This is a genomic window from Streptomyces sp. NPDC059398, from assembly GCF_042751845.1.
In the GTDB taxonomy this organism is placed as follows: Bacteria; Actinomycetota; Actinomycetes; order Streptomycetales; family Streptomycetaceae; genus Streptomyces.
Genome location: NZ_JBHYWP010000164.1, coordinates 1 through 3,648, shown reverse-complemented (window position 1 = coordinate 3,648; position 3,648 = coordinate 1). Strand labels below are relative to the sequence as shown.

Genomic DNA, 3,648 nt, shown 5'->3' with positions numbered 1-3,648 from the left:
GGTTTCTTTCGCCAGCGCGGGGCACACAACCCCGTGGGTGGGGCGCGGGGCGGGCCGGTTTTCGGCGGGCGGGGGGTGGGGGCGGGGGGCCCCCCGCGCCGACTGGACGCTCACCGCGTGCGGCAGTGCGGACGCGGCGAGCAGCAGGGCCACGCCGAGGGCGACCCCCACGGCGGTGAGCGTGGTGCGCACCCAGGTCTCGCGGCCGCCGGTCACGGCGAACCGGACCCCCAGGGCGAGATCGTCGAACCCGCTCATGCCACGGACTGCGCGAAGCGGTCGCGGGCCTTGCCGTCGCGTACGACGACCTCACGGTCCGAGTAGGCGGCGACGCGTGCCTCGTGGGTGACGAGGACTACGGCCGCGTCGGTGGAGCGGGCCGCCTGGGTGAAGAGCTCCATCGCGCGCTCGCCGTTGAGTGAGTCGAGCGCGCCGGTCGGCTCGTCGGCGAAGAGCACCCGGGGGGTGGTCACCAGGGATCGGGCGATCGCGACGCGCTGGCCCTGTCCGCCGGAGACCTCGCCGGGGCGTTTGTGGCCGACGTCGGCGACCTCCAGGCGCTCCAGCCACTGCTGCGCCGTGCGTTCGGCCTCCTTGCGCTTCGTGCCGTTCAGCCGCAGCGGCAGTGCGACGTTCTGGACGCAGGAGAGTTCGGGGACGAGCTGGCCGAACTGGAAGACGAAGCCGAAGTCCGTGCGGCGCAGGGCGCTGCGGCCCACGTCGTTCATGGCGGTCAGGTCCTGGTCCCCGTACCGGACGGTGCCGGCGTCGGGGGCGACGATCCCGGCCAGACAGTGCAGCAGCGTCGACTTGCCGGACCCGGACGGGCCCATCACCGCGACGATCTCGCCGGGCGCTATGGAGAAGTCCACGCCGTCCAGGGCGGGGGTCGGACCGTAGGCCTTGTGGAGGCCGGTTGCGCTGAGCAACGGAGGCTGGGAGGACATGGCGAGCACTATACACACCCGGTATACCCACGGTGTATACAGCGGAGGAAATGGAAAATACCGGTCATTCAGGGCGACTTGAGAGGAAGATCGGCCGTTCCTGGCAACCTTGCGGGCTTCCTGAACGTCGGTTCCCTATGACACGGGTGCTGATTGTCACGTGTGGAAAGAGCCCTTCGGGGTGGTCCCTGTCCCCGGGCCCTCAGGAAGCGGTGCTAGCTTTCGACAGCTGGTCTGGGTGAGAAGAAGGCGGAGTCACAGAGCGATGGGCCGTGCGGACGATCGACGGGCCCGGCAGCGCGGGGCGCGCCGGGGCAAATCCAAGAAGAAGAGCGGGATACGCGGGCTCTTCACCTGGAAGAAGGTCCTGGGCGGCTTCTTCGTGTGCTGCCTGCTGCTGATGGGCGCGTTCGTCGCGTTCTACATGTACGTGCCCGTGCCGACGGCGAACGCCGACGCGGACCTGCAGAGCAACGTCTACAAGCTCAGCAACGGCAAGGTGCTCGCCCGCACCGGCAAGGTGAACCGCGAGAAGGTCGAGCTCTCGGACATCCCCCTGGAGGTCCAGCACACCTTCGTCGCCGCCGAGAACAAGACCTTCTACCAGGACCACGGAGTCGACTTCAGGGGCACCGCCCGAGGGCTCTACAACACCGTCCAGGGCCGGAAGCAGGGTGGCTCGACGATCACCCAGCAGTACGTCAAGAACTACTACCTGAACTCCGACCAGACGGTGACCCGCAAGCTCAAGGAGCTGGTGGTCTCCCTCAAGATCGACCGGAAGTTCTCCAAGGAAGAGATCCTCTCCGGTTACATCAACACCAGCTACTACGGCCGGGGCGCCTTCGGTATCCAGGCCGCCTCCCAGGCGTACTACGGCATCGACGCCAGGAAGCTGAACGTGAGCCAGGGCGCGTACCTCGCCTCGCTCCTCCAGGCGCCGAGCCAGTACGACTGGAACGTCGCGACCGCCGAGGGCAAGCGGCTGGTCAAGGCCCGCTGGGCGTACACCCTGGACAACATGGTCGAGAAGAAGTGGCTCGACTCGGGCAAGCGCGCCGAGCAGAAGTTCCAGATCCCGCAGAAGCCCAAGCCCGAGAGCGGTCTGAAGGGCGAGACCGGCTATCTGGTCAAGGCCGCCAACCAGGAGCTGGAGGCGCAGGGCATCTCCGAGGCGCAGATCGACGCCGGCGGCTGGACGGTCACGCTCAACATCGACCCGAAGAAGCAGGCCCAGCTGGAGAAGACGCTCAAGAAGCAGCTGACCAGCAAGCTCCGCCCCAAGGAGCATGTGGTCGACGCGGACATCCAGGCGGGCGCCGTCTCGGTCAACCCGCACACCGGCGCGGTCGAGGCGCTCTACGGCGGCCAGGACTACCTGAAGCACGAGTACAGCAATGCCAAGCGCGTCGACTACCAGCCCGCCTCCACCTTCAAGCCGCTGATCCTGGCGGCCGCCCTGGAATCCGGCGCCAAGACGCAGAAGGGCCAGCAGATCGGGGCGAGCACCATCTACGACGGTGACAGCCGGCGCCCTGTGGTGGACAGCAACGGCAACAAGGTCGGGTTCGCCCCGCCCAACGAGGACAACCAGAGCTACGGCCCGGTCACCGTCCAGACCGCCATGAACAACTCCGTCAACTCGGTGTTCGCCCAGATGGGTGTGGACGTCGGCCTCGACAAGGTCCGCAAGCTCGGTCTCGACCTCGGCATGAGCTCCATGAAGAACGCGCAGCCGGTCCCTGCGATGACCCTCGGTTCCTACGGCGCCAGCCCGATGGAGATGGCCGGGATCTACGCGACCTTCGACAACCACGGCAAGAAGGTCACCCCGACCATCGTGAAGGCCGCCAGCCGCCCGAACCAGGAGCCGTTCAAGCCGCAGAAGGCCATCGGCGACCAGGTGATCAGCCCGCAGACGGCCGACGCGGTCACCTCGGTCCTGACCGGCGTGGTCGACGAGGGCACCGGCGCCGTGGTCAAGAACAAGGCGCAGCAGGTCGCGGGCAAGACCGGTACGTCCGACAACAACAAGTCCGCCTGGTTCACCGGCTACACGCCGAACCTGGTGACATCGGTCGGTCTCTTCGGTGAGGCGGCCAAGGCGCGCGTGGAGGACGGCAAGAAGGTCCACCAGGGCGCCCAGGTCACCATCAGCGGCGCGGCAGGCAGCGGCACCCGGGTCAACGGTGGTGGTTTCCCCGCCGAGATCTGGGCGGGGTACACCTTCGGTCTCGACATGAAGCCGAGCAAGTTCGACCTGGACACCGACCAGGGCGCCGCGGTCACCCCCACCACACCGCCGCCGTCGAACACGCCGCCCCCGTCGAACACGCCGCCGCCCCCGACGACCCCGCCGCCGTCGTCCCCGGCCGCACCCCCGTCGCACAACAGCCCGGACCCGTCCCACAGCGGGACGGACGGCGGAGGCGACACCACCGCCGGGAACAACGGCACGACGACCGGGTCCAATGGGAACGAGGGGACCTCACAGGGCACCTCGTCCAACGGCGGCACCTCCAAGGGCACATCGAGCACAGGCGGCTCGGACACCGGGTCCTCCAGTACCGGCGGTGACAACTCCACCGACGGCGGGGGCGGCGGGTCCAACGGCAACAACGGGCCGCTGGGCGGCGGCCTGTAGGACGGACACGGAGACGGAGCAGGACCGGCCCCGCCGCCTCCCCGAGTGAGCGTGATG

2 protein-coding genes and 1 pseudogene are annotated in these 3,648 nt (G+C 68.4%); 1 reads left to right on the top strand and 2 read right to left on the bottom strand.

Translation table 11 applies throughout. The features are described 5' to 3' along the window. Nucleotides 1–258 (bottom strand): annotated as a pseudogene (locus tag ACFXBC_RS34065) (ABC transporter permease); the annotation flags it as partial. Continuing rightward, nucleotides 255–947 carry an ABC transporter ATP-binding protein gene (locus ACFXBC_RS34060; protein ID WP_385033641.1) on the bottom strand — a complete coding sequence of 231 codons (693 nt, stop codon included), beginning with the start codon at nucleotides 945–947 and terminating at the stop codon, nucleotides 255–257. The gene ACFXBC_RS34060 and the pseudogene ACFXBC_RS34065, both read right to left, overlap by 4 nt. Before the next feature lie 265 nt (nucleotides 948–1,212). Between ACFXBC_RS34060 and ACFXBC_RS34055 the strand changes: the two genes are divergently transcribed. Continuing rightward, nucleotides 1,213–3,591 carry a transglycosylase domain-containing protein gene (locus ACFXBC_RS34055; protein WP_385033638.1) on the top strand — a complete coding sequence of 793 codons (2,379 nt, stop codon included), beginning with the start codon at nucleotides 1,213–1,215 and terminating at the stop codon, nucleotides 3,589–3,591. The last annotated feature ends 57 nt before the right edge of the window (nucleotides 3,592–3,648 follow it).